Source organism: Sphingomonas sanguinis, from assembly GCF_001476905.1.
GTDB classification, from domain to species: Bacteria; Pseudomonadota; Alphaproteobacteria; order Sphingomonadales; family Sphingomonadaceae; genus Sphingomonas; species Sphingomonas sanguinis_B.
On sequence record NZ_LDTE01000026.1, the window covers coordinates 1 to 23,469 of the forward strand.

At 67.8% G+C, this 23,469-nt stretch carries 25 protein-coding genes and 1 pseudogene; 24 read left to right on the top strand and 2 right to left on the bottom strand.

Translation table 11 applies throughout. The features are described from left to right. The 8 genes and pseudogenes from SB4_RS19935 to SB4_RS05390 form a co-directional block, all read left to right on the top strand. A pseudogene (locus SB4_RS19935) lies at nt 1–251 on the top strand (hypothetical protein); the annotation flags it as partial. After that, a complete protein-coding gene (locus tag SB4_RS05360; protein ID WP_058751738.1) occupies nt 248–745 on the top strand; it encodes a flagella basal body P-ring formation protein FlgA in 498 nt (165 codons plus the stop codon). The pseudogene SB4_RS19935 and the gene SB4_RS05360, both read left to right, overlap by 4 nt. Before the next feature lie 157 nt (nt 746–902). Further along, complete coding sequence (gene flgM, locus SB4_RS05365; protein WP_058717370.1) at nt 903–1,154, top strand: flagellar biosynthesis anti-sigma factor FlgM; 252 nt, start codon at nt 903–905, stop codon at nt 1,152–1,154. After that, the gene (locus SB4_RS05370; protein WP_058717371.1) at nt 1,141–1,452 is read left to right on the top strand and encodes a flagellar protein FlgN; all 312 of its coding nucleotides are present in this window, start codon (nt 1,141–1,143) and stop codon (nt 1,450–1,452) included. Before flgM ends, SB4_RS05370 begins: the two co-directional genes overlap by 14 nt. 235 nt (nt 1,453–1,687) lie before the next feature. Continuing rightward, nucleotides 1,688–2,545 (top strand): hypothetical protein, encoded by an 858-nt coding sequence (locus SB4_RS05375; protein ID WP_058751739.1) that lies wholly within the window; start codon nt 1,688–1,690, stop codon nt 2,543–2,545. A 3-nt stretch (nt 2,546–2,548) separates the two neighbouring features. After that, entirely contained in the window at nt 2,549–4,630 is a 2,082-nt protein-coding gene (flhA, locus tag SB4_RS05380) for a flagellar biosynthesis protein FlhA (RefSeq protein WP_058751740.1), read from the top strand. Further along, nucleotides 4,627–5,436 carry a sigma-70 family RNA polymerase sigma factor gene (locus SB4_RS05385; protein ID WP_058733621.1) on the top strand — a complete coding sequence of 270 codons (810 nt, stop codon included), beginning with the start codon at nt 4,627–4,629 and terminating at the stop codon, nt 5,434–5,436. Before flhA ends, SB4_RS05385 begins: the two co-directional genes overlap by 4 nt. 89 nt (nt 5,437–5,525) lie before the next feature. Further along, nucleotides 5,526–6,755 (top strand): ABC transporter permease, encoded by a 1,230-nt coding sequence (locus tag SB4_RS05390; protein ID WP_058751741.1) that lies wholly within the window; start codon nt 5,526–5,528, stop codon nt 6,753–6,755. 127 nt (nt 6,756–6,882) lie between these two features. On the opposite strand, the gene SB4_RS05395 is transcribed toward SB4_RS05390, so the two are convergent. Further along, complete coding sequence (locus SB4_RS05395; protein WP_058751742.1) at nt 6,883–7,719, bottom strand: flagellin N-terminal helical domain-containing protein; 837 nt, start codon at nt 7,717–7,719, stop codon at nt 6,883–6,885. Between the two features lie 200 nt (nt 7,720–7,919). Next, nucleotides 7,920–8,768 carry a flagellin N-terminal helical domain-containing protein gene (locus SB4_RS05400; RefSeq protein ID WP_058751743.1) on the bottom strand — a complete coding sequence of 283 codons (849 nt, stop codon included), beginning with the start codon at nt 8,766–8,768 and terminating at the stop codon, nt 7,920–7,922. A 297-nt stretch (nt 8,769–9,065) separates the two neighbouring features. Here SB4_RS05400 and SB4_RS05405 point away from each other — a divergent pair, with 297 nt between their 5' ends. From SB4_RS05405 to SB4_RS05480, 16 genes are all read left to right on the top strand, one after another. Beyond that, complete coding sequence (locus SB4_RS05405) at nt 9,066–10,349, top strand: sigma-54 interaction domain-containing protein (RefSeq protein ID WP_058751744.1); 1,284 nt, start codon at nt 9,066–9,068, stop codon at nt 10,347–10,349. A 23-nt stretch (nt 10,350–10,372) separates the two neighbouring features. After that, on the top strand, nt 10,373–10,720 hold the full coding sequence (fliE, locus tag SB4_RS05410; RefSeq protein ID WP_058717384.1) for a flagellar hook-basal body complex protein FliE: 348 nt from the start codon (nt 10,373–10,375) through the stop codon (nt 10,718–10,720). Nucleotide 10,721: 1 nt separating this feature from the next. Next, nucleotides 10,722–12,575 carry a flagellar basal-body MS-ring/collar protein FliF gene (gene fliF / locus SB4_RS05415; protein WP_058733624.1) on the top strand — a complete coding sequence of 618 codons (1,854 nt, stop codon included), beginning with the start codon at nt 10,722–10,724 and terminating at the stop codon, nt 12,573–12,575. Continuing rightward, the gene (fliG, locus tag SB4_RS05420; protein ID WP_275044888.1) at nt 12,572–13,591 is read left to right on the top strand and encodes a flagellar motor switch protein FliG; all 1,020 of its coding nucleotides are present in this window, start codon (nt 12,572–12,574) and stop codon (nt 13,589–13,591) included. The genes fliF and fliG overlap by 4 nt, the downstream gene beginning before the upstream one ends. After that, nucleotides 13,584–14,387: a FliH/SctL family protein gene (locus SB4_RS05425; protein ID WP_058751745.1), complete on the top strand. Its 804-nt coding sequence runs from the start codon at nt 13,584–13,586 to the stop codon at nt 14,385–14,387. Before fliG ends, SB4_RS05425 begins: the two co-directional genes overlap by 8 nt. Next, on the top strand, nt 14,381–15,718 hold the full coding sequence (locus tag SB4_RS05430; protein WP_058751746.1) for a FliI/YscN family ATPase: 1,338 nt from the start codon (nt 14,381–14,383) through the stop codon (nt 15,716–15,718). The genes SB4_RS05425 and SB4_RS05430 overlap by 7 nt, the downstream gene beginning before the upstream one ends. A 17-nt stretch (nt 15,719–15,735) precedes the next feature. Beyond that, a complete protein-coding gene (locus SB4_RS05435; protein ID WP_058717382.1) occupies nt 15,736–16,176 on the top strand; it encodes a hypothetical protein in 441 nt (146 codons plus the stop codon). Between the two features lie 99 nt (nt 16,177–16,275). Further along, a complete protein-coding gene (locus tag SB4_RS05440; RefSeq protein WP_058751747.1) occupies nt 16,276–17,826 on the top strand; it encodes a flagellar hook-length control protein FliK in 1,551 nt (516 codons plus the stop codon). 11 nt (nt 17,827–17,837) lie between these two features. Beyond that, the gene (locus SB4_RS05445; RefSeq protein ID WP_058717968.1) at nt 17,838–18,545 is read left to right on the top strand and encodes a flagellar basal body-associated FliL family protein; all 708 of its coding nucleotides are present in this window, start codon (nt 17,838–17,840) and stop codon (nt 18,543–18,545) included. Between the two features lie 3 nt (nt 18,546–18,548). Beyond that, on the top strand, nt 18,549–19,529 hold the full coding sequence (locus tag SB4_RS05450) for a flagellar motor switch protein FliM (RefSeq protein WP_058751748.1): 981 nt from the start codon (nt 18,549–18,551) through the stop codon (nt 19,527–19,529). After that, the gene (fliN, locus tag SB4_RS05455; RefSeq protein ID WP_007406148.1) at nt 19,526–19,816 is read left to right on the top strand and encodes a flagellar motor switch protein FliN; all 291 of its coding nucleotides are present in this window, start codon (nt 19,526–19,528) and stop codon (nt 19,814–19,816) included. The genes SB4_RS05450 and fliN overlap by 4 nt, the downstream gene beginning before the upstream one ends. An 8-nt stretch (nt 19,817–19,824) precedes the next feature. Further along, the gene (locus SB4_RS05460; protein WP_058717966.1) at nt 19,825–20,178 is read left to right on the top strand and encodes a FliO/MopB family protein; all 354 of its coding nucleotides are present in this window, start codon (nt 19,825–19,827) and stop codon (nt 20,176–20,178) included. Next, nucleotides 20,175–21,071, top strand: coding sequence for a flagellar type III secretion system pore protein FliP (fliP, locus tag SB4_RS05465; protein WP_058751749.1), 897 nt, complete (start codon nt 20,175–20,177; stop codon nt 21,069–21,071). The genes SB4_RS05460 and fliP overlap by 4 nt, the downstream gene beginning before the upstream one ends. A gap of 151 nt (nt 21,072–21,222) precedes the next feature. After that, nucleotides 21,223–21,492 (top strand): flagellar biosynthesis protein FliQ, encoded by a 270-nt coding sequence (fliQ, locus tag SB4_RS05470; RefSeq protein ID WP_058717964.1) that lies wholly within the window; start codon nt 21,223–21,225, stop codon nt 21,490–21,492. Nucleotides 21,493–21,496: 4 nt separating this feature from the next. Then, nucleotides 21,497–22,270 carry a flagellar biosynthetic protein FliR gene (fliR, locus tag SB4_RS05475; protein WP_058733632.1) on the top strand — a complete coding sequence of 258 codons (774 nt, stop codon included), beginning with the start codon at nt 21,497–21,499 and terminating at the stop codon, nt 22,268–22,270. After that, entirely contained in the window at nt 22,270–23,394 is a 1,125-nt protein-coding gene (locus SB4_RS05480) for an EscU/YscU/HrcU family type III secretion system export apparatus switch protein (RefSeq protein WP_058717962.1), read from the top strand. Before fliR ends, SB4_RS05480 begins: the two co-directional genes overlap by 1 nt. Nucleotides 23,395–23,469: the final 75 nt, after the last annotated feature.

Consider the following 23,469-nt stretch of genomic DNA (forward strand, 5'->3'; position numbering starts at 1 on the left):
CGCGCGAGGCGCTGGCCGATCCGCGGGTCCGCCTGTCCGTCACCGCCGCGACCGATGGCAGTGCGGCCGATGTCGATCCGCTGACCCATAGCGCGGTCGTGCTCGCCGCCGATCGCGCGCGCGCCGCCGCCGCGCTGATCGGGCCGGTCGCCGCGAACCGCCTGACCCTCTCCACCGCCACCGCCCCGGGCCAGCGCAGGGCGCTGGTCACCCTGGCCTTTTCCGGCGAAGCACAAAGGAAACCCCGATGATCTTGCCCCTGCTCCTCGCCGGTGCCGCCGGCTTTCAGGATATCAGCGCACTCGACGCCGCCGTCACCGCCTTTACCGGCCGCCCGATCGGGGTGGAGGGTGGCGCGCGTTCCGCGGTCGATGCCCGGTTGAGACTGGCGCAATGCCCGACCGTCGCCCTGTCCTGGCGCACCGAGATGCACGATGCGGTCGTCGTCACCTGCGCCTCGCCGCAATGGCGGATCTTCGTGCCCGTCCTGTCGGTGCCCAAGGCCGCCCCGGCGGCCACCGCCATGCCAGCGGTCGCGATCAAGCAGGAGCCAGTCATACGGCGCGGTGACCCGGTGACGATCGAGGCGGGCTCAAACGGCTTCTCCATCACCCGCGACGGCATCGCCATGGCCGATGCCGCGCCCGGTGCGCACTTCCCCGTCCGCATCGATTCCGCCCGCCAGCCGGTTCAGGCCGTCGCCCTGTCCAGCGGCCGCGCCACCCTGCCCGGCTGGGCCGAGTGATCGGACGCCAGGCGGGAAATAACCGGATTTCTTGCTAAAGGATTTCACCACCCGGCCGTTTCATGGAATGTCAGCGGAACCGATAGGTGCGGGCATGGTGGAAATATCAACTTCAAGGCTGAATGCCGGAGACATAAGGACCGCGCGGTTAACGCCCGTGGACCGTGTCGCGGCGACCCCGGAGGCGGGGCTCGCTTCGGCTCCGGCCGCAGCGAAGGACACCAACGGTGACACCAGCGCCCTCACGGGTCTGGCCAGCGCGATGTCGGCCCAGCCGCCGGTGAATTCGGAGCGCGTCGCCCAGATCAAGCGGGCCATTGCCGACGGCCATTTTCCGATCCTGCCGGCAACCATTGCCGACCAGATGATCGCCCTGAAGCTGAGCTGGAACCATAATGACGCGGCGTGACGGTTTGATCCGGGTCATCGAGGCCCTTCATCGGGAGATCGCCGCGCTCAAGGTGAACGATGTCGCCGCCCTGGAGCGTGCAACCACCGAAAAGCTGGCCGCGATCGAAGAGATCGCCTCGCTGGGCACCGGCCCGGCCGGGCCCGAACTGCGCGAGCTGGCCGACGAGGCCAATCGCCTGAACGAGACGTGCCGCATCTATGTCAACCTGATGGCGGCCAATGTCCGTCGCCGGTTGCAGACGCTGACCGGCGATGCCGGCGGCAGCTATCGCCCGATGATGCGCGCCTACGCCTGATTGCCGCGCCGTTGCCGCCTGCCGGGCGGCAAGGCATTGCCGCTTTGCCGGATCGACCGGGTGCCACGCCGCTACACTCGCTGACCCGCCCCTCTCCACCGCACAGTCAAAGCCCGGTTTTTCCGGGCTTTTTTGTTGCTCGGCAGGTTTTTCCGGCCCTTGCCGCCCCGGCAACCACGCGAATTGGCACGCCCCTTGCTGAGTAAGCCCCGAACAAGGGCTTTAACCAAACAGCATGACCGTCCAACCCGTATCCCAAGCCAGAGTCCAATCGGCCATCGCGCTGGCGTCCAGCCGCACGGGTGTCGATTTCGGCTATCTGCTCGGCCAGGCCAAGCTGGAGTCGGGGCTGAACGCGAATGCGCGGGCGGGCACCTCGTCCGCCTCGGGCCTGTATCAGTTCGTCGAACAGAGCTGGCTCGCCGTGGTGAAGAAGCACGGCGCCGAGCACGGCCTGGGCTGGGCCGCCGACTCGATCGGCCAGTCGGGCGGACGTTATTATGTGACCGGCGGCGCGCGCGCGGCGGTGATGGGTCTGCGCAACGACCCGACCGCCGCCTCGCTGATGGCCGCCGAGCACGCCTCGGACAACAAGGCTGCGTTGGAATCGACGCTGGGCCGCGAGGCGGGTGGCACCGACCTGTACATGGCGCATTTCCTCGGGCTCGGCGGTGCGACCAAGTTTCTGGGCACGATGGCCAGCAATCCGCAGGCCAGCGCCGCCGCGCTGTTCCCGGCCGCCGCGCGCGCCAATCGCTCGATCTTCTATGCCTCGAACGGCCAGCCGCGCTCGCTGTCCGACATCTATGACCGTTTCGCCGCCAAGCTGGCGGGCACCCAGGCCGACAGCAACGAGACGCGCGCCGCCAACCTGCAGTTCGCGGCCCAGTCGCTCGCGCTCCAGGGCATGGACGGCGACGCGACCGTCGTCACCGGCACCAACGAAAGCGCCGCCGACGCCATCGCCTGGGCGACCAGCACGATGAACCAGCTGGGGATGCGCAACGCCGCCGCCACCGGCGACAGCGTGCTGCGGCCCAAGCCCGACCACGCGCGACTGGCGTACATGATGCTCGCACGGATGGGTGGCTAAGCGATGGGCAAGCTCTTCTCCAGCGGCCGCACCATGGCGCTGCCTGCGGCGATCCTGCTGCTGGTGCTGGTCATGGTCGTGCCGATCCCGCCGGCGCTGCTCGACATCTTCTTCGTCGCCAACATCGCGATCAGCCTGGCCGTCCTGATGGTGGCGCTGAACGCCGAAAAGCCGCTCGACTTCTCGGCCTTCCCGACCGTCCTCCTGTTCGCGACCCTGTTCCGCCTGGGCCTGAACGTCGCGTCCACCCGCATCGTGCTGGTCCATGGCCATGAGGGCGAGAGCGCGGCCGGTCATGTCATCGAGGCGTTCGGCACCTTCCTGATCGGCGGCGACTATGTCGTCGGCCTCTTCGTCTTCGCGATCCTGATGATCATCAACCTGATCGTCGTGACCAAGGGCGCGGGCCGTGTGTCGGAGGTGTCGGCCCGCTTCACCCTGGACGCGTTGCCCGGCAAGCAGATGGCGATCGACGCCGACCTGAACGCCGGTCTCATCACGCCGGACCAGGCCAAGGCGCGTCGCCTGGAAGTGTCGACCGAGGCCGATTTCTACGGCTCGATGGACGGTTCGTCCAAGTTCGTGAAGGGCGACGCGGTCGCCGCGATGCTGATCCTGGCGGCCAACATCATCGGCGGCCTGATCCTGGGTCCGGTCAGCCATGGCATGGGTATCGCCGACGCGGCCAAGACCTATATCCTGCTCGCAATCGGCGACGCGCTGGTCGCGCAGCTGCCCTCGCTGATGCTGTCCATCGCCGCCGCCGCGATCGTCACCCGCGTCTCGTCCGACAAGGACCTGGCGGGCCAGATCGGGTCGCAGTTCGGCGCGTCGAAGACCTGGATTCCGGTCGCGGTCATCCTGGGCCTGCTCGGCGTGCTGCCCGGCATGCCGCACATGATCCTGCTGCCCGCCGCCGCCATCGCCGGTTTCACCGCATGGAAGCTGCGCCAGATCGAGAAGCGTCCGGTGCTCGCGCCCCCTGCCCCCGCGCCCGAGCCGGTCGACCCCTCGCGCGTCAGCTGGGACGAAGTGATCGACGGGATGCAGGTGCATATCGACATCGGTTACGGCCTGGTGCCGCTGGTCGACGAACGGCGCGGCGCGCCATTGATGGCCCGCATCACCGGCGTCCGGCGCCAGCTGTCCAAGGATCTCGGCTTCGTCGTGCCGCAGGCGCGCGTCCGCGATGACATCGGCCTGGCACCCTATAGCTATCGCATCATCATCAACGGCGTGGTCGCCGCCGAGGATCAGGTCTCGCCCGACGAGATGCTGGCGCTCGACACCGGCCAGGCGTTCGGCACGCTGAACGGCAAGGCCGTGCAGGACCCGACCTTCGGCCTGCCCGCGACCTGGATTCTGAAGGGCGACGCCGATGCGGCGACCGGCATGGGCTATCTCGTGGTCGATCCGGGCACGGTCATGGCGACGCACCTGAACCATGTGCTGACCACCAACGCGTCCGAACTGCTCGGCCCCGACGAGGTGCAGGCGCTGCTCGACGGGTTGAAGGAACGCGCGGCGCAGCTGGCCGCCTCGCTCTGCCCGACGCCGCTGCCGCTGACCACGCTGACCCAGGTGCTCAAGGGCCTGCTGGCGGAGAATATCTCCCTCAAGGAGTTCCGCCGCATCGCCAGCGCCATCGCCGTCGCCGCGCAGAAGTCGACCGACGCCGAGGATATCATCGAGCTGATCCGCCCCAATCTGGGCGGCCTGATCATCCAGAAGCTGTGCGGCGTGCGCGAACCGCTGCGCGTCATGACGCTGGACGGCCAGCTCGAAGGGCTGCTCGGCCAGGCGATGCGCGCCGATGTGTCGCGCCGCCATGTCATCGAACCCGATCTGGGCCAGCGGATCACCACCGCCCTGACCCAGGCCGCGCAACCCCTGATCGCCGAGGCCAAGCCCTTTGCCCTCGTCGTCCAGCCGGGCGTCCGTCTGGCGATGCGCAAATTGCTGCGCACCTGCCTGCCCGACGTGCCGGTCCTCTCTTTCTTTGAAGTGCCGGAAGACAAGCCGGTCGAAGTCGTCGCCGTCATCGGCGCCCCCCATCACCCCCAGCAACAGGCGATTGCTGCATGACCTCGCACCCTCTCAGCGGCGCATTCATGAATGCCCAGCCGGTCAATCCGACGAGCTTCGATCCGGCGCTGATCAACCCGACCGTTGCGGACCAGCCGCTGACTTATCGCCCCGCCCCGCGCGGGCCGGCGGGCGATACGAGCGCGCTGATCCGGCGTCACCTGCCGCTGGTCCGGCGCATCGCGTGGCACGTCCATGGGTCGATGTCGAACCTGGTCGAGATCGAGGATCTGGTCCAGGTCGGCCTGGTCGCCTTGGTCGAGGCGACCGCCTCGTTCGAGGAGCGCGGGGTCGAGTTCGGCCATTATCTGAAGGCGCGCCTGCGCGGCGCGATGATCGACGAGCTGCGGCGCCAGGCGACCACGACCCGCGGGGCCATGCGCCGCCGCCGCGACTATAGCAAGACCGTCGCCGCGCTGACCCAGGCGACCGGCCAGGCGCCGACCGACGAGGTGGTGGCGCAGAAGCTGGGGGTGTCGGTCGAGAAGCTGCGCACCGAATACAAGACCGCCGAAGCCGTACGCATGGAGCCGATCGAGGACGTCTATGCCGACGACCTGCCCTGGTTCGCCGACGACACGCCCAACGCCTTCGACCAGCTGGTCGAAAGCGACCTGCGCGACGCGCTGATCGCCGCCATCTCCGGCCTGCCCGAGCGCGAGGCGCTGGTCATCCAGCTCTATTATGTCGAGGAACTCAATCTCGAGGAAATCGGCCAGGTGCTGGGCGTCGGCGCCGCCCGCGTCTGCCAGATCAAGAGCGCGGCACACGCCCGCCTGAAAAAGGCGCTCGCCGCGCAGGCGTGATGGGAGGGCGCCACCCCGCCGCCTGCACAATCCGCTTTTCCGTAAAGCCACTCTACGCCTAAGCCTTCCCCCCTCCAAAGGGGAAGAGCATGTTTGCATTCCATGAACGCCGACTGATCGCCCGTTATCTCTGGCCAGGTGCCGGGGGGCGGCTGGTCCTGCTGGTCGGTGCGATCGGGTGCATCGGCGTCGCGATCGGCGTCGCCTCGCTGGTGCTGGTCATGGCCGTGATGAACGGTGCCCATGCCAAGCTGGCCAGCACCGTCGCACCGGTCGACGGCCATCTCAGTATCACCGCCCCCGCGCATCAGCGCATGGACGAGGAGCGGGTCGCCGCAATCGTCACGCGCCTGCCCGGCGTCGCGCGGGCCGAGCCGTTGCGCGAGCTGACCGCCGCCCTGTCGATCGACGGGCGGATGAGCCCGGTTCGCGTCCAGGGCCTGACCGCCCAGGACATCGCCCGCCACCCCGCGCTCGTACGCCCGGCCATGGGCGTTCGCCCCACCGCCCCCGACACCATCGCCGTGGGTGAAAATGCCGCGTTGCAGCTCGGCCTGCTTCCCGGTTCGCCCGTCGCGATCGGCCGGGTCGAGGTCGCGCCCGATCGGTCGGTCAACCTGCGCCTGTTCCAGGCCCGGGTGTCCGGCCTGTACCATGACGACGACGCGGTCGGCGACGAGGCCCCCGTCATCCTGGGCCCCTCCCATGGTCTTGCCGTGCTGGACGACGGCACGGCCGTGACCCGGCGCGTCGCCGTGACATTGGTCCGGCCCCAGGATGAAAACCGGGTCGCCGCGGAGATTCGCCACCGCCTGGGTCCGGCCTATCGCATCACCAGCTGGACGCAGGCCAACCGGGCGCTGATCGCGGCGCTCGCGACCGAGAAGATCGGTATGACGATCGCGGTCGGGCTGGTCACGGTGATCGCCCTCTTCAACGTCCTGTCGTCGATGACGCTGCTCGCCCGGTCGAAAAGGCGCGAGATCGCGGTGCTGCGCAGCATGGGCATGTCGGCGCACGGCATCGCGCGGGTCTTTGCGAGCGTAGGCAGCATCATCGCAGCGGTCGGCGCGATGACTGGGCTGGCGCTAGCGACAGGATTGTTGACGCAGCGCGAGCGAATCACCGCGCTGGCGCTGTGGCTTGTCCCGTCACGGGAGCGCGAACTGAACATATTCCTGTCGCTTCCCGTCGGAATCGCACCGCAGGCGGTGGCAACGATCGGCCTGTGCGTGATGGCGGGCGCGGTGTTCGCCAGCCTTTATCCGGCCTGGGTAGCGGCGCGTATACCGCCGGCGCTGGTGCTGCGGGGCGAGTGAACGCAAGTAAACCCCGGCGGCCCGAAGGCCGCCGGGGTTTGTCCTGCAAACCGGTTCGCCGAAGCGCGGCCGGTTGGCCCCGGCACCCGAGTGGGGGCGCGGTGCCAGGGCGCTCAGGAACCTGGTATTACTGTCCGAGCAGCTTGAGCACGCCCTGCTGCGACTGATTCGCCTGGCTCAGCATCGCGTTCGACGCCTGGCTCAGGATCTGCGCCTTGGCGAGCGCGGTCGTTTCCGCCGAGAAATCGGTGTCCTCGATGCGGCTGCGCGCGGCCGAAAGATTGGTGGCGTTCGACGTCAGGTTGTTGATCGCCGACTGAAGACGGTTCTGCACCGCGCCGAGACCGGAGCGGAAGTTCGACACCTTGGCGATCGCCGTGTCGAAATCTTCCAGCGTCGGCGGGGTCGTCGACTGCAGCTTCTGGTTGGGAAAGTCGATGATGGTGGTCAGCGTCGAGTCGGTCTTCAGATTGCCGAACGTCATGGTGAGCGCGTCGGTGGAATAGGCGCCCGCCTGGATCTGCACGGAACCCGACGAACCCGCCGTGCCGTCGAACAGCTTCTGACCGTTGAAGGTCGTGTTGGTCAGGATCGTCGAAATCTGGGCCGAGAGCGCGTCCTGTTCGACGGTGATGCTGGTCTTGTCCTGCGCCGAATAGGTGGCGTTGGCCTTCTGCACCGACAGTTCGCGCATCCGCTGCAGCATGTTGCTGACTTCCTGGAGCGCGCCTTCGGCCGTCTGCGCCATCGAAATGCCGTCATTGGCGTTGCGCACGCCCTGATTCATGCCTCGGACCTGTGCGGTCATCGAGGACGTGATGGCCAGGCCTGCCGCGTCGTCCATCGCGGAGTTGATCCGCTTGCCCGTCGAAAGACGGTTCATCGAAACGTCGAGCCCTGTCTGGGCAGAGATCGATGCATTGGCGGCGCGTAAGGCCGAGATATTGGTGGCGATCACCGTCATGGTTGTTCTCCAAAGCTGGAGCTCTCCGCCGCCCCCAAGGCGAAGGTCGAGCTGCCACCACGGAAAACGGTCGCCTTTCGCCGCACTTTAGGAAAAAAGTGCAGCGGGCGACGAATATTTTTGGCTGCCCCCCGCCATCTCATTGAAATGGCGGGGGAACAGTTATCGGGGGTTCAGGGGATAAACCCCCAATCCGGGGCTTAGCCGAGCAGCTTGAGCACGCCCTGCTGCGACTGGTTGGCCTGGCTCAGCATGGCGGTCGACGCCTGGCTGAGGATCTGGGCCTTGGCGAGCGCGGTCGTTTCGGTCGAGAAATCGGTATCCTCGATGCGGCTCTTGGCTTCCGACAGGTTGGTCATGGTCGAGGTCGTGTTGTTGACCGCCGACTGGAGCTGGTTCTGGGTCGCACCCAGGCCGGCACGCGCCGTCGCCACCGCGCTGATCGCATCGTCATACTGGGCGAGCGTCACACCACCGACCGAGGAAGCGGTCGGCGCGGTGCCACCGGCACCACCCGTCACGGCCTTCATGGCCGCATTGCCGCCCGAGCCACCGGTGAAATCGGTCGACTTCAGCGTGACCGTATCGGCGGCGCTGGCACCGGTCTGGATGGTGAAGCCGGTCGCGGCACCCGAGTCGAACAGCTTGTTCTTGTTGAACGTGGTGTTGCCCAGCACGCTGTTGATCTGATTGGCGAGCGCCAGCTGCTCGTTGTTGATGTTGGCGGTGTCGGTGCTCTGATAAGTGCCGTTGGTCGACTGGACTTTCAGCTCGCGCATCCGCTGCAGCATGTTGTTGACTTCGTCCATCGCGCCTTCGGCGGTCTGGGCCATCGAGATGCCGTCATTGGCGTTGCGGATACCCTGCGCCATGCCGCGGATCTGCGAGGTCATCGACGAGGAAATCGCCAGGCCCGCCGAGTCGTCCGCTGCCGAGTTGATGCGCTTGCCGGTCGACAGGCGCTGCATCGACGTGCTCAGCGCATTCTGGGCCAGGTTGCTGGCGGCGGTGGAGCGCATCGCATTCACGTTCGTCGCAATAACAGTCATCGTTCTTCCTCCGAGTAGCTCGACGGGTCCCTCGCTGTCCCCTGGGACCGTCGAGCCGTCGAAGTGGAGAACGGCCGCATTCCGGCAGGATTTAGCCGCCATCCGGCAATTTTCCGCCGTAAAGTTTTGCCGGTTTTGCCGTTTACCGCGGGCGGGCGGGCGCAGGCCGGCGCGCCTGATGCGGGCGCGCGCACCCGGCCGCCCGCGCCCGGAAAAAAGTTGCCGCCGGAATTGCCGCATTAACCTGCGTTTTACCAAGGAGAGCGCATTGACGAGTCACGAAAGGACTTGTCGCCGATGCCGTCGATTCACCCCTCCCCCGCGCTGGTTAAGCAGAAATACGCGCTGATTTCCGCGTTGCGCGCCCAGGGTCTGGCCATTGCCGAACCCGGTGCCGCGCCCCAGGCCGGGGACATGTTCCTGCTGGCGAAGGGCGACACGGTCGTTCATCCGTCCCGCACGGTGATCGTCGCCGACGGCCCGGAGGCCTCGGTGGTCCCGATGCAGGGCAATTGCCCGATCACGGTCACCTATCCGGCAAACGAGTCCGGTGTCGGCAACAGCTTCGTCCGCGCGCTGGTCGCAGGCCCCGCCATGCCAACCGCCGCCGACCCGGAGAGCCTGGCCCTCTTCACCCTGGCCGAGCGCGTGGCCCAGTCGGACATCACGGTCCTGATCAACGGCCCGACCGGCACCGGCAAGGAAGTGCTGGCCCGCGCCATCCACGCCCAGTCGTCGCGCGCCACCAAGCCGTTCGTCGCGATCAACTGCGCGGCGCTGCCCGAATCCATGCTGGAGGCGCTGCTCTTCGGTCACCAGAAGGGCGCCTTCACCGGCGCGGCGCAGGCGGGCGAAGGCTTCTTCCGCGCGGCGGACGGCGGCACGCTGCTCCTCGACGAGATTGCCGAAATGCCGCTTCAGCTCCAGGCCAAGCTGCTCCGCGTGCTGCAGGAGCGCGAGGTGATCCCGCTCGGCGCGTCGATGCCGCAGTCGGTCGACGTCCGCGTCATCGCCTGCGCCAACCGCGACCTGCAGGCCGAAGTGGCCGCGGGCCGGTTCCGCGCCGACCTCTACTACCGCCTGTCGGTCTTCCCGCTGACCACCAAGTCGCTGTGCGAGCGGCGCATGGACATTCCCGCGCTCGCCGCGACGATGATCCTGCGCCACGCCGCCGGCCGCACCATGGTGCCGTGGCCGAGCACCGCCGCGATCGAGAAGCTCGCCAAGCACAATTGGCCGGGCAATGTCCGCGAACTGGAAAACGTCATCCAGCGCGCCCTGCTCTTTGCGGGCGGCGCGACCATCGAGCCCGAGCATATCGTGTTCGACCGCGCGATGGTCGCCAACGATCTGGACGACGAACCCGCGATCGGGTCGGTCGCCGAGGCGACGCTCGGCAAGGTCGTGCAGATGAGCGAATTCGCCGCGATCCGCGAGATGCTGGCCGCATGTGGCGGCAACCGGGTCGAAACCGCCAAGCGCCTGGGCATTTCGGAGCGCACGCTGCGCTACCGCCTCGCCAAGGCGCGCGAGCAGGGCGAAGAGATCATTCGTCCTTCTAGCCGGGCCATGACCGCGTGAGTGTCGGTGGTGTCGGCGGCGCGATGAGCGTCGACCGGGTGATGGCGCTTCGCGCGCAGATCCTGGAACGCAATCAAGCGCTCAAGGCGGCAAGCCAGGCCGGTGCCAACCAGGCGGCACAGGCCGCCCAGACTCAAGCTCCCGCAGCCCCGGCGACTTTCGCCGACACGCTGGAGACCGCGCTGAAGGGCGTGAACGAAGGCCAGCAGCAGGCGGCCCGCCTGTCCGAATCCTATGAACGCGGCGAAACGGTCGACATCGCGAAGGTGATGATGGCCCGCCAGCAGGCATCGGTCGGCTTCGAGGCAACGTTGCAGGTCCGCAACAAACTCCTGTCCGCCTATAAGGACATCATGAGCATGCCGGTGTAAGATGAGCACAGCCCTCACCCCCGCATCCGCCAATCCTCCTGCACCGGCCTTGCCGCCTTTGCCGGAGAAGTTCGCCAACCCGCTGCGCCAGATCAAGTCGGTCATGGCCCAGCCCGCGGTCCGCCGGTCGGCGCCCATGGCGCTGCTGATCGGGCTGATCGCCGCCGCCGCGCTTGCATGGATGGCGCTGTCCAGCCCGCCGCAAAAGACGCTGTTCGAGAATCTGTCGGACGCAGACAAGCAGGCGGTGACCTCGGCGCTGTCGACCGCGAACATCAAGAGCAAGATCGACGACGGCACCGGCGCGTTGACCGTCAACGAAGAGGATTATTCGCGGGCCCGGATGCTGCTGGCGAGCCAAGGGCTGCCGAAACAGGCCCCAGGCGGCTATGCCATCCTCGACCAGTTGCCGATGGGCGTCAGCCGCGCGGTCGAGGGCGAACGCCTTCGCCAGGCGCGCGAGAGCGAACTCGCCCGCTCGATCCAGGAGATCGACGCGGTGGCCGAGGCGCGCGTGCACCTCGCCACGCCCGACGCCTCGCCCTTTATCCGCGACAAGTCCTCGCCCTCGGCTTCGGTGGTGCTGAAGCTCAACGCCGGGCGCTCGCTGTCGGAATCGCAGGTCCAGTCGATCGTCAATCTCGTCGCCTCGTCGGTGCCGGGCATGAAGCCCGAGGACGTGACCGTGGTCGACCAGATGGGCGGCCTGCTGTCCAAGAAGGGTGCGGACGGCGCGAGCGGCGACGATCGCCGCATCGAGTTCCAGCGTCGCCTGGAAGAGAAGTACCGCACCCAGCTGATCCAGCTGCTGACCCCGCTGGTCGGCGCGGGCAACTTCACCGCCGAGGTGCAGACCGAGGTCAATCTGGACGAAACCAGCGCGACCCGCGAACGCTATGACAAGGACGGTGCGCTGCGCGCCGAAACCGGCAACTGGACCGGCAACCAGAAGGACCCGACCACGCCCGGCGGCATCCCCGGTGCGCTGTCCAACACGCCGCCGCCCGCCAGCACGCTGCAACAGCCGCAGCCCGCGAACGGCGCGAACGGTGCGCCGCCTGCCGATGGCAAACCGGTCGCCGGTGGCCCGGGCGTCAATCCCGAGAAGCAGTCCGATGCGTTCCAGCGCGCCTATGACCTGAACAAGGAAGTGTCGGTCACCCGCGCCGCGCCGGGTTCGATCAAGCGGCTGACCGTCGCCGTCCTGCTGCGCGATCCCGCCACGGGCAAGCGCAGCCAGATGGAGATCAACCAGATCTCCGACCTGGTGAAGTCGGCGGTCGGCTTCGACCAGCAGCGCAACGACAATGTGACCGTGATCAGCCGCAAGTTCGCCGATGCCGGCGTCGAGGAAAAGCGCGCCTGGTACGACAATAGCTGGATGCCGGTGGCGGCGCGCAACGCGACCGCACTGGTTATCGCGCTCCTCGTCCTGCTGTTGGGTGTCCGCCCGCTGGTCAAGGCGATGACGAAGAAGAAGGATGAGGCCGATACCAAGGCGCTGGCCATGGGCGCCGCCGACGGCGCGACCGGCCAGCCCGGCCAGATCATCACCACGGCGGATGGCTCGAAGATGGTCGTGAATCCCGAAGGCACGGCCGTGCCGCTCGACGCCGCCGCGCTGGCCGCGCTGACCGCCGCCGGGATCGACGTCGCCAAGATGAACCCCGCGCTGACCCAGGATGGCCTCGAATACATGGCGCAGCTGCGGCCCGTGACGCTGGACGATATCGAACAGTCGACCCATCTGAACGAGCGTATCGTCAAGGTGCGCGGGTTCACCCGCGACAATCCGGCCCGCGCCGCACTCGCCATCCGTGACATGATCCGTACTTCGGAAGAGGAAGCCGCGTGACGACTGGTGCCGACTCCCCGCGCAGCTATACCGGTGTCGAGCGGGCCGCTGTCCTGATGATGCTGGTCGGCGAGGCCGAGGCCGCCGCCATCCTGCAGAAACTGGACCCGGAGGAAGTCCGCGAGCTGGGCCGCGCGATGTATTCCATCGCCGATGTCAACGAGAGCGAGGTCGACGCCGTGCTCGACAATTTCGTCGGAGCGGCCCGCGCCCGCAACTCGATCGCCTTCCAACCCAAGCCGATCGTGGAAAAGATGATGAACCGCGCGCTCGGCCCCGAACGGGCCGACAGCGTGCTGTCGCGCATCACGCCGGCCGAGGCGCAGTGCGAGATCGACATGCTCAAATGGCTCGACGCCGGCGACATCGCCAAGATCGTCGAGAAGGAACACCCCCAGATCGGCGCGGTGATCATCGCCAATTGCGATCCGGCGGTCGCGGGCCAGGTGCTCGAACTGCTGCCCGAGGTCATGCAGCCCGACATCCTGCACCGCGTCGCCCGGCTGGGCCCGGTGACGCCGCAGGCGGTCGAGACGCTGAACGCCGTCCTGCAACGCCGTAGCGGCGGCGGCAATGGCGGCGGCAACGGCCTGGCCATGGGCGGATCGCGCGAAGCCGCCAAGATCCTGTCGAGCGCGCGCAAGGCGACCGAACAGCGGGTCATGCCCAAGCTGTTCAAGATCGACCGCGACGTCGCCAAGCAGATCGAGGAGGCGCTGTTCATCTTCGAGAACCTGCTGGAGATGGACGACAAGAATCTCGGCACCCTCATCCGCAACGTCGATGGCGAAGTGCTCATCCGCTCGCTCAAGGGCGCGGACGAGGCGGCGCGCGAACGCTTCCTGGGCTGCATGTCGTCGCGCGCGGCGGCGGGCATCCGCGACGAAATGGAAGGTCGCGGGCCGATGAAGCTGTCGGAAGTTCTGGAGGCGCAGAAGGCGATGATCGCCGTCGCGCGCAACCTGGCCAAGGAAGGCACCATCATGATGGGCGGCGGGGAGGACGATTATGTCTGATTTCGTCGCGGGCTTCTCGGCCCGGCAGAATGCGGCCGCCGCCGCGCTGCAACAGGCCTTCACCCCGCCGGGCGGCTTTGCCCGCACCGACTTGCCGGGCTTGGCGGGTCTGGGCATCGACCTGGGTTCGGGGCCGATCTCGTTCCGGGCGCGCTCGCCCATGCCGGGCGGCCAGTCCGCCGCCGAACCGGCGGGCGAGGTCAAGCCGCGCCATTTCCACCCGGTCAACCGCGCCGAGGACCCGACCGACGGCTGGGACCCCTTTGCCGCGTGCGAACCCGGCGCCGATCCCGCCACCGATCCAATCGCGATGGCGCGTGCCGCCGGTCATGCCGAGGGTTATGCCGAAGGTGTCGAGGCCGCCACCGCCGAGTTTCAGGCGCTAGCCGCCGGGCAGGCACGCGACAGCCAGCTGCTCGACGGTATCACCCAGGCGCTGGCCGCACGCATCGATCGCGAGCTGATCGCGGGACAGCTGCGCCACACGGTCATGGCGCTCGTCACCCGGCTGGTGGGCGAGATCGGCATCGATGCCGACCGGCTGACCGCCCGGATCGAGGGTGCGGTCGACCTGCTGACCGATGCGCAGGAATCGGCGATGCTGCGCGTCCACCCGGACGATGTCGCGCTGCTCGACGGTCGCCTGCCGCAGACCATCTTCCCGGTCGGCGACCCGACCATCGAGCGCGGCAGCTTCGTGCTGGAAAGCGCCTCCACCATCGTCGAGGACGGCCCGCGCCTGTGGCTCGACCAGCTCGCCGCCGTCATGGACAAGGTGCCCGTTCCCCAATGCTGAACCGCTTCGCCGCCGATTATCTGGATACGCTGGCGAGCGCGCATTTCGCGCCGCGCGCCACGGTCTGCGGCCGCCTGTCATCCTATGACGGGCTGTTGATGGAAGCGGTCGGCCTGTCGCTGCCGGTCGGCACGGTCTGCGCCATCGGCGACGATCCCGAGACGCGCGTCGAGGCCGAGGTGATCGGGTTTCGCAACGGCCGCACGCTCCTGATGAATCTGGGCGGTCCCGCCGCGCTCCTTCCCCGTGCGCCGGTGCGTCCGCTCGGCGCGCCGGGCGAGGCCGAGGTCGGCGCAGCGATGCTCGGCCGCGTGGTCGACGGGTCGGGCAAGCCGATCGACGGCCTGGGTCCCATTCGCGGCGCGGGCCGCTGGCCGCTGGCGGGCAAGATGCAGTCGCCGCTCGATCGCGGCCGGGTGCGCGAGCCGCTGGACGTCGGGGTGCGTGCGATCAACGGCCTGCTGACCATCGGCCAGGGCCAGCGCGTCGGCATCATGGCGGGATCGGGCGTCGGCAAATCGGTGCTGCTGGGCATGATGGTCCGCGCCGCGCGCGCCGATGTCATCGTCATCGGCCTGATCGGCGAACGCAGCCGCGAGGTCGCCGACTTCCTGGAGACCAAGGTCGCAGGGGAGGCTCGCGCGCGCTCGGTCGTGGTCGCGGTGCCCGCCAACCATTCGCCGGTGCTGCGCATTCGCGGCGCCCTGCGCGCCACCGCCATTGCCGAGGCCTTCCGTGCCGAGGGCAAGAAGGTCCTGCTCATCATGGATTCGCTGACTCGCGTCGCCCATGCGGGGCGCGAGATCGGGCTGGCGCTGGGCGAACCCGCCTCCGCGCGCGGCTACCCGCCGTCCGCCATCGCTATGCTGCCCAATCTGATCGAACGCGCGGGCGCCGATGCGCATGGCACCGGTTCGATCACCGCCATCTACACGGTGCTGGCGGACGGCGACGACGGCAACGACCCGGTCGTCGACTCGGCCCGCTCGATCCTGGACGGGCATATCGTGCTCAACCGCCATCTGGCCGAGCGCGGTGTCTATCCGGCGATCGATATCGGTCCTTCGGTCAGCCGCGTGATGACCGATATCGTCGGCAAGCCGCATGCCATGGCCGCGCGCACGCTGCGCCGTCACCTGGCGACCTATGAGGAGAATCGCGACCTGGTGCTGATGGGCGCTTACCGCGCCGGCGCCGATCCCGCGATCGACGCCGCCATCGCCTGCCATCCGGCGGTGATGGAATATATCCGCCAGGATGCCGACGAGATCGTGCCGCTCGACCATGCGGTCGAGGAGCTGGTCGGCGTCTTCGGCCAGCCCGGCCTCTGACCCGAAGGTAAGCTGACATGGCCTCCCGGCAACAGACGATGCTGAACCGGCTCCACCGGGTCCGCACGTTGCAACTCAACCTGACCCGTGCCGACGAAGCCCGCGCGCAGGAGCGGGTCGCGACCGAACAGCAATTGTCGCAGCGTATCGCCCAGTTGGTCGAGGCGGTGTCGCCCATCGCCGCGCCCGCCACCGCCGCCGCTTCGTTGATGGCGAGCGCGCATTTTCGCGGCCGCCTGCTCGAATCGGCGGAGGCTGCCGCCTCGCGCGTCACCGTCGCCGAGCGGCGCGCGGAGCAGGCCGCCGAGCAGACGCGCGAAGCCAAGCGCGATCAGACCGCCGTCGAAAAGCTGCTGGAACGGGCCCGTGCCGCCGCGATCCGTGCCGAAATGCGCGCGCTGGAGGACATGCCTGCCGCCGGTCCGCGCCGCTCGCAAAACCGGCATGATCCTTGCTGATGCTGGCCTGTCATGTCAGCCATTTCATCTTTCCTTGCGCCCGACGCACCGCCGCCCAGCCGGACGGCATCGGCCCGAACGCGCCCCGATGGCGGCACGGTGACCGGCCAACCCACGAGTTTCGCTGACTTTTTGAACGCCAAGTCGAATGCGGCCATCCCGGCCGACGACAAGGCCGTCCATATCGTCGGCCGGGCGCTGGCCGATGGCGACGCGGATCGGGACGACACGCCGGCAACCGCCGACGGCGAAGCGGCAGCGCAACCCGGCAACGTCTTGCCGACCCCAACCTTGCCCCTGCCCTTGCCGGTCACGCCCGATCCAACCACGCCTGTGGCGGCGGCGGACAGCCCGGTAACGGTGACGGTCGCCAGCGCCACCGTCGCGGTCACGACGACCCGCGCCGCGCCGTCGCTCGCGCCGCAGCCTGTCTCTGCTTCACCGTCGCCGGGCGACGCGACAGGTTTGCCGTCGCCCGACATGGCCCTGCCGTTGGTCGACGCCCAGCCGCCCCGTCCGGCCACGAACCTGATTGATGCAGCTTCTAGCTTGGTCGAATCCATGCCAGCACGTCCGGCCGTCAGCCCCATCAACGCGCTACCCGTGCCGCCGTCGGTGGTCGTCCCGCTCGACGCCAGCACCACGGCCAGCCCCGCGATCGACCCGACGATTCTGCAAACACTGCGCCAGACGACGGCGTTGCCGACCACCGCCGCCGCCCTCGCGACGACGCCTGCGTTCCGGCTGGTCGCGATGCCGATGGCGGCACCAACCGAGCCGACAGCGACGACGCCTAGCCTGCCGAGCGGTCCGCTGACCGTGACCCAGCCTGCCCAGGCCAGCGCGACCATCGGTTTGCTGGCGGCGGTGATGCCCCAGACCGTGCCACCCGCCACACTGTCCGCACCGGACCGCGCCGCCGCGCCGCTCGACAGCCAGACCGTCACGGCAACCACCCCGCCGCTCGCCATGACGCCCCTGCCCAGCGGTCCGCTGACCGTGACCCAGCCGGGCCAGGCGTCGGCCATGGTCGGGATGCTGGCGGGGGCGCTGCGCGACCGGTCGACGACAAAGGGGCGCGACGAGGACCCGATCGACGGCCTCACGACCGCTACGACGAGCACCTTCAATCCCACCGCGCTGGCGACCGGCGAGATGGCGCGTCCCGTGACCGCCACCGGCGCGGCCGATCAAAAGCCGCTCGACATGACGCAGGCGCATTGGCCGCAGGGCATGATCGAACGCATCGACCGGATGCGCGAGGATGCCGCCACCGCCGATACGCGGATTCAGCTGTCACCCGATGCGCTGGGCGGGATCGCGGTCGCGATTCGCCATGACGCGGGCGGCACGCATCTGCACTTCACCGCCGAGCAGGCGCAGACCGCCACGATGCTGGCCGATGCCCATGCGACACTGGCCCGGCTGGCCGAGGACAAGGGGATGCGACTCGGCGACACGGCCGTCGCGACGGGCGGCATGGCGGGGTCCGATATGGGCCAGTCGATGCGCGACCAGCGCGCGCCCGCCCAGCCCGTGCCCGTGATGCCGACCCGGCCGCGCAGCCCGGATACCAGTCTTTCCGACGAGGCGGAGGCCGGATCGTCCGCCACCGCCTCTCCCACCACCCCATCCACCCGAATCGCCTGAGGAACTGAGCAATGAGCGACGCGAAAGACACATCCGCCGAGGACGCGCCCAAGAAGAAGAAGGGCAAACTCGGCAAGATCATCATCATGGTCGTCGGCGTGCTCGTCCTGCTGGGCGGCGGTGTCGGCGCGGGCCTCTATGCCGCCAGCTCCGGGCTGATCGGCGGCCATGGCGGCTCCGAGAAGGACAAGGCCGCCAAGGAGGAAGCCGAGGCCGATGCCAGCCATCCGGGGCCCAAGCTGGTTCCCAAGTCCGAGCAGAAGCGTGCCGGGGCCGAGGGTGAGGGCGGCGAAGGCGGTCATGGCGGCGGCGAAGGTGGCGGCCATGGCGAAGGCGGCGAAGGCGGCGACAAGCACGAGAATGTCGGCATGAAGACGCCGGTCGGCGACGGCGGCGAGCGTTATGCCTCCAATTATTACCAGCTGCCCAAGGACTTCACCTCGAACCTGCGCGATTCGGTGCATATCGTCCAGGTCGGCCTCGCCGTCTCGACCCCGTATGACGATACGGTCATCAACAATCTGAAGACCAACGACCTGGCGGTCCGCTCGGCGATCCTGATGACCCTGGGCGATGCCAGCGAGGACATGGTGACCTCGGGCGATGGCAAGCGCCAGCTGCAACGCCGCCTGGTGGACTCGATCAACGAGATTCTTCGCCAAAAGGAGGGATTCGGCGGCATCGCTAACGTCTACTTTACCAATTTCGTTGTTCAGTGAGGCATGGTTAACGCCGCCCCTCAGGTTGAACGACGCGAACGCGCCCGTGATCAGTATGTCGCTGATCACGGCGTGCTGGGTTCGCACAAGATCAATCCGTTCGGCGACCTTCACACGATGCAGCATCTGTCCGCGCGCCTGGCGCGGACGTTGCGCGGATTGTTCGAATCGCTCCTGCGCGAGGAACTGCGCTGCTGGGCCGAGCCGCTGGTCGTCCAGCGCTTTTCCGATTACCGGGCCGAGCGTGGCGACGGCCTGAGCGCTTGGCTGCCCATGGTCATGACGTCGATGAACGGCATGACCAACGATGCCCAGGCCCTGATCGTCATCGAGGGCGGTTTCGGCCTGTCCCTGATCGACCTGTTCTTCGGCGGCACCGGCGCGGTGCCCGATCCGCTGCCGCCCGAATTCTCGCCCGCGGCCGAGGCGATGGTAACCCAGCTGGGCGACATGATGGCGACGCCGATGCGCAACGCCTGGGAATCGCTCGCCCGGCTCGACTTCCGCGCCGGTCGCCCCGAATCCTCGCCCGCCCTGCTGTCGGGGATCGAGGCCGAGGACGCGATGATCGTCACCCGTTTCGGCATCGCGCGGCAGGACCGCCGCCCCTCGATGCTCGACATCCTCTATCCGGTCAGCGCGCTGAAGCCGCATGGCTCCGCCCTGACCGGCAAGGTCGTCGACAAGCAGGGCGAGGCGCATCCCACCTGGCGCGGCGACCTGACCCGTGCGGTCATGACCGTGCGCTTCCCGGTCCGCTCGGTCCTGGCCGAACCCGTCGTGCCGCTCAGCCGCCTGATGGAGCTGAAGACCGGCGACGTGATCCCGATCAGTTTCGGCCCGGAAGTGCCGGTGATGGTCGGTGGCGACCTGCTCGGCACGGGCACCGTCGGCACCTCCAACGGCCGCGCCGCGGTCCAGCTTACCTCGCTTGCCCGCCCGCCCGAGGCGATCGCGCAATCCTATGAAGGACATCACGAATGAACGACATGGCCGGGGGTTTCCCCGTCGACACATCGGTCGCGGCCAATTTCCGGCTGCTTCAGGATGTCGACGTCAAGCTGACCGTGGAGATCGGCTCGACCCAGCTGTCGCTGCGCGAGTTGCTGGCGCTGTCCGAATCGAGCGTCATCGAGCTGGACCGCCAGGCCAATGAGCTGCTCGACGTGCTGGTCAACGGCACGCTGATCGGCCGCGGCGAGGTGGTGACGGTCGGCGACCGCTTCGGCGTGCGCATGACCGAGCTGGTCAACCCCGACAAGCGCGGCTGATCCATCCCATGCTCTGGTCCTATATCCTGAAACTGGTCGTCCTGCTGCCGCTGATCTGCGGCCTGATGATCGGGTGCCTGTACCTCTGGCGGCGGCTGGAAAGCCGGATGCCGGGGCGGCCCGCGACGCGGCTGATCCAGGTCCGCGAGACGATGATGATCTCACCCGGCCTGCGCCTGGCGGTCATCGAGTTCGAGGGGCGCAACCTGCTCGTCTCGGTCGGGCGCGGCGGTGTCCAGCTGGTCGACAAGGTCGAGGGCAAGGGCCCCGCGACGCCGGTCACGCCGACGCCGATGGAGCCAATGACCGCGCGCGGCCGTGACTTCGTGTCGCGCTTCGCACCCAAGAAGTTCGACCAGTGAGCATTTCCGTCACCCGCCGGGGCACCGGCCCCGCGCTGATCCGCACGCGCCAGGACGCACGCCCTTCGCGCAGTCTGAAGCCGCTGTGGATACTCCTCGCCCTGCTGCTGGCCTTCGTCATCGCGATGCCCGCCTTTGCCCAGGCGACGCCCGCCGCCGCCGCACCGGTCGCGACCCCGGCCGCCGCTCCGGCTCCCGGAGTAGGCGACGCGGTCGATCGCGCGATCGGCCAGCTGGGCGGCGGCGCCAATGGCGGTTCGGGATCGCTGAGCCTGTCGCTCCAGGTCCTGATCATCATGGGCCTGCTGACGATCCTGCCGGGCATCATCCTGATGATGACCAGCTTTACCCGGATCGTCATCGTGCTCGCCATCCTGCGCCAGGCGCTGGGCCTGCAACAGACCCCGCCCAATCAGGTGCTGATCGGCCTGTCGGTCTTCCTGTCGCTGTTCATCATGGCGCCGACCATCAACCAGATGAACACGCAAGCCATCCAGCCCTATGCCGAGGGCAAGCTGCCCGGCACCGAGATGATCAAGGCCGCCGGCGCGCCGCTCCACGCCTTCATGGCCAAGCAGACCCGGATCAAGGACGTGACGATGTTCGCCGAAATGGCGAAGTCGGGCCCCTATGCCAGCCCCAACGACATCCCCTATTCGGTGCTGCTCCCCGCCTTCGTCACCTCGGAGCTGAAGACCGCGTTCCAGATCGGCTTCCTGATCTTCCTGCCCTTCATCGTCATCGACCTGGTGGTCGCCACCGTCCTGATGGCGCTGGGCATGATGATGCTCTCGCCCTCGATCATCTCGCTGCCGTTCAAGCTGCTGCTGTTCGTGCTGGTCGACGGATGGGCGCTGACCATGGGCAGTTTGGCCAACAGTTTCGCGACTTAAGGAACGCTCGCTGTTCCTCCCCTGCAAGGGGAGGAATGGTTGGAATGGCCCGATGGAAGCCCTTCGTTAACCAATCTCAACCATAATCCGTGCCAGCCCGAAGCGATGCCAAGGGTCATGCAAACACCCCCTATGGGATGAAGACCGCATCATGGACGCCGAATATTTCCTGACGCTGGCCAACCAGACCATGTGGGTGCTGGCGCTCGCCGCCGCGCCGATCCTGTTGCCGGTGCTGGTGTCGGGCTTGGTCATCGGCATGGTGCAGGCCGCGACCTCGATCAACGAGCAGACCCTGTCCTTCGTGCCCAAGCTGATCGTCGTCGCCGTCTCGATCCTGATCTTCGGCAGCCTGATCATGGGCCTGCTGAGCGACTTTACCGTCAGCATGTTCGAGCGCATCCCGGACCTGGTCAAGTAATCGCATGCTGGGCTTCGGCCTCTCGATCGAGCCACAGGCCTGGGCGATCCTGTTCATCATGATCCGGGTCGGGGCGGCGTTCATCACCGCGCCCGTGTTCGGCGCGGTGTCGATCCCCCTGCCCGTGCGCATCAGCCTGGCCGGGGCCATCGCCTTTCTGGTCAACATGGCGCACCCCGTCGTGCCGCCGCCCGTGATCTTCGCGGTCCCCACCATCATGGCCGTCGTCGCCGAGGCGATCGTGGGCCTGGCGCTCGGCCTGATCCTGCAGGTCGCCTTCACCGCGCCCCTGGTCGCCAGCGAGCTGATCGGCGGGTCGATGGGCATCAACTTCGCCGCCACGATCGATCCGCTCAACGGCCGGTCGACCCAGGCGCTGGGCCAGTTCTTCACGGTGATGCTGACCCTGTTGTTCCTGTCGGTCGACGGGCACCTCGTCTTGGTCGACACGATCGTCAAAAGCTACACCGCACTCCCGCCCGGCCAGGCCTGGATGGGTCCGGCGCAGTTTCGGGCGATCGCGCTGTTCGGCTCCTATGCGTTTCTGGCGGGGCTGTTACTGGCACTGCCGGTCGGGTTCCTGCTCCTGTGCCTGAACCTCGTCATGGGGATGATGAGCCGCGCGGCCCCCTCGCTCAACCTGTTCTCGGTCGGCCTGCCCGCCTCGCTGACCATCGGCGTCATTGCCATCGCCATCGCCTTTCCCGCCATGGGTGACTATATGCTGGTCATCATCCGCGAGGGCCTTGCCGCCACCGAAACGCTGGTGCTCGGCTGATGTCGGAGGGCGGCGAAAAGACAGAAGCCCCAACCCAAAAGCGCCGCCAAAAGGCGCGCGAGGATGGGCAGATCCTGCGCAGCAAGGACCTTGCGGCGGCGCTGGTGATGATGGCGGGTATCGCCTGGCTGATGTTCGCAGGGCCGACGCTGATCGGCGCGTGCAAGGCGGTGATGGCGACGAGTTTTCAGTTCACCCATGCCGATGTCGAGGATTTCGAGCCCTTCCGCCCGCTGGTCGAGGCGGGGTGGAAGATCCTGCCCTCGATGGCATCGCTGTTCGCGGTCACCGTCGTCGCGACCATCGCGTCGCAGGCGGGCCTCGGCTCGCTGCAATTCAATCCCAAGGCGATCGCGCCCAAACCGTCCAAGCTGAACCCCGCCTCGGGCCTGAAGCGCATCTTCGGGCCGCAGGGGTGGACCGAACTCGGCAAGTCGCTGGTGAAGGTCGTGCTGCTCGGCGCGATCGGCGCGTATATGCTGTGGCGCACCACGCGTCCGACGCTGGGCCTGGCGCAGAGCGACATCAACGGCGCGATCGGCGAGCTGGGCGGCACCTTCATCACCATCCTGCTGGTGATGGGGTTCGGCCTGATCCTGATCGCCGGGTTCGACGTGCCGATCCAGATCTTCCAGCTGTTCTCCAAGCTGAAAATGACCAAGCAGGAGATCAAGGACGAGCATAAGGAAGCCGAAGGCAGTCCCGAGGCCAAGGGGCATATCCGCGCCAAGCAGCGCGAGATGTCGCAGCGCGCGGTGCGCGCGGCGGTCAAGGAAGCGCATGTCATCCTGACCAACCCGACCCATTTCGCCGTCGCGCTGCGCTACGAGCGCGGCCAGGACGAGGTGCCGGTGGTGGTGGCCAAGGGACGCGGGGCGACCGCGCTGGCCATTCGCGAACTCGCCGCCGAGCTGGATACGCCGGTGCTCGAATATCCGCAGCTGGCCCGTGCGGTCTATTATACCAGCCGCGAGGGCCAGGAAGTTCGCCCCGACCTGTATCAGGCGATCGCGGTCGTCCTCGCCTTCGTCTTCGGCCTCAACGCCGGGGCGGGCGGCACGTCGCAGCCGCCGGTCGAGGTGCCGGTCGGCGCCCGCTTCGACGAAAACGGCGTCGCCCAGTGACGGGTTCGCTCACCCTGAAACTATTCGGTTCGTCGCATCCCGCTAAATCTTCGCGGCGGCGGGCCGTTAACGATG

What these genes read in the sequence shown, in the direction of transcription:
- SB4_RS05360 (WP_058751738.1), top strand. Translation starts at nt 248, where the DNA reads ATGATCTTGCCCCTGCTCCTCGCCGGTGCCGCCGGCTTTCAGGATATC.
- SB4_RS05370 (WP_058717371.1), top strand. Translation starts at nt 1,141, where the DNA reads ATGACGCGGCGTGACGGTTTGATCCGGGTCATCGAGGCCCTTCATCGG.
- SB4_RS05375 (WP_058751739.1), top strand. Translation starts at nt 1,688, where the DNA reads ATGACCGTCCAACCCGTATCCCAAGCCAGAGTCCAATCGGCCATCGCG.
- flhA (WP_058751740.1), top strand. Translation starts at nt 2,549, where the DNA reads ATGGGCAAGCTCTTCTCCAGCGGCCGCACCATGGCGCTGCCTGCGGCG.
- SB4_RS05385 (WP_058733621.1), top strand. Translation starts at nt 4,627, where the DNA reads ATGACCTCGCACCCTCTCAGCGGCGCATTCATGAATGCCCAGCCGGTC.
- SB4_RS05390 (WP_058751741.1), top strand. Translation starts at nt 5,526, where the DNA reads ATGTTTGCATTCCATGAACGCCGACTGATCGCCCGTTATCTCTGGCCA.
- SB4_RS05395 (WP_058751742.1), bottom strand. Translation starts at nt 7,719, where the DNA reads ATGACGGTGATCGCCACCAATATCTCGGCCTTACGCGCCGCCAATGCA.
- SB4_RS05400 (WP_058751743.1), bottom strand. Translation starts at nt 8,768, where the DNA reads ATGACTGTTATTGCGACGAACGTGAATGCGATGCGCTCCACCGCCGCC.
- SB4_RS05405 (WP_058751744.1), top strand. Translation starts at nt 9,066, where the DNA reads ATGCCGTCGATTCACCCCTCCCCCGCGCTGGTTAAGCAGAAATACGCG.
- fliE (WP_058717384.1), top strand. Translation starts at nt 10,373, where the DNA reads ATGAGCGTCGACCGGGTGATGGCGCTTCGCGCGCAGATCCTGGAACGC.
- fliF (WP_058733624.1), top strand. Translation starts at nt 10,722, where the DNA reads ATGAGCACAGCCCTCACCCCCGCATCCGCCAATCCTCCTGCACCGGCC.
- SB4_RS05425 (WP_058751745.1), top strand. Translation starts at nt 13,584, where the DNA reads ATGTCTGATTTCGTCGCGGGCTTCTCGGCCCGGCAGAATGCGGCCGCC.
- SB4_RS05430 (WP_058751746.1), top strand. Translation starts at nt 14,381, where the DNA reads ATGCTGAACCGCTTCGCCGCCGATTATCTGGATACGCTGGCGAGCGCG.
- SB4_RS05435 (WP_058717382.1), top strand. Translation starts at nt 15,736, where the DNA reads ATGGCCTCCCGGCAACAGACGATGCTGAACCGGCTCCACCGGGTCCGC.
- SB4_RS05445 (WP_058717968.1), top strand. Translation starts at nt 17,838, where the DNA reads ATGAGCGACGCGAAAGACACATCCGCCGAGGACGCGCCCAAGAAGAAG.
- SB4_RS05450 (WP_058751748.1), top strand. Translation starts at nt 18,549, where the DNA reads ATGGTTAACGCCGCCCCTCAGGTTGAACGACGCGAACGCGCCCGTGAT.
- fliN (WP_007406148.1), top strand. Translation starts at nt 19,526, where the DNA reads ATGAACGACATGGCCGGGGGTTTCCCCGTCGACACATCGGTCGCGGCC.
- SB4_RS05460 (WP_058717966.1), top strand. Translation starts at nt 19,825, where the DNA reads ATGCTCTGGTCCTATATCCTGAAACTGGTCGTCCTGCTGCCGCTGATC.
- fliQ (WP_058717964.1), top strand. Translation starts at nt 21,223, where the DNA reads ATGGACGCCGAATATTTCCTGACGCTGGCCAACCAGACCATGTGGGTG.
- fliR (WP_058733632.1), top strand. Translation starts at nt 21,497, where the DNA reads ATGCTGGGCTTCGGCCTCTCGATCGAGCCACAGGCCTGGGCGATCCTG.
- SB4_RS05480 (WP_058717962.1), top strand. Translation starts at nt 22,270, where the DNA reads ATGTCGGAGGGCGGCGAAAAGACAGAAGCCCCAACCCAAAAGCGCCGC.